This is a genomic window from Pseudoalteromonas sp. P1-13-1a (assembly GCF_001401875.1).
Taxonomy (GTDB): domain Bacteria; phylum Pseudomonadota; class Gammaproteobacteria; order Enterobacterales; family Alteromonadaceae; genus Pseudoalteromonas.
Map to the genome: position 1 here is coordinate 1 of NZ_LKDV01000154.1, position 218 is coordinate 218.

General features: G+C 44.5%; 1 protein-coding gene. It reads right to left on the reverse strand.

The genetic code is table 11. The features are described 5' to 3' along the window. Window positions 1–218 (reverse strand): MFS transporter (locus AN391_RS20235; RefSeq protein WP_152967926.1); only part of this gene is annotated, 218 nt, incomplete at both ends.

Sequence of the window (218 nt, forward strand, 5' to 3'; positions counted from 1 at the left end):
ACCAAGGTAACAATAGGCACGCCAACAATGGTTGCAATGGTCAAGCCCATAAATACTTTTGACATAAAGCTTGCCCGTTTACCCGAAGGGGCAATATCGGAGGCAAGCAAAATAGCGGCACCAAAGTAAGCGCCGTGAGGTAAGCCACTTAAAAACCGAAAAACAACAAGCTGCTCTAGTGAAGTTGCTAATGCACTCAAACCATTAGCAATACACAT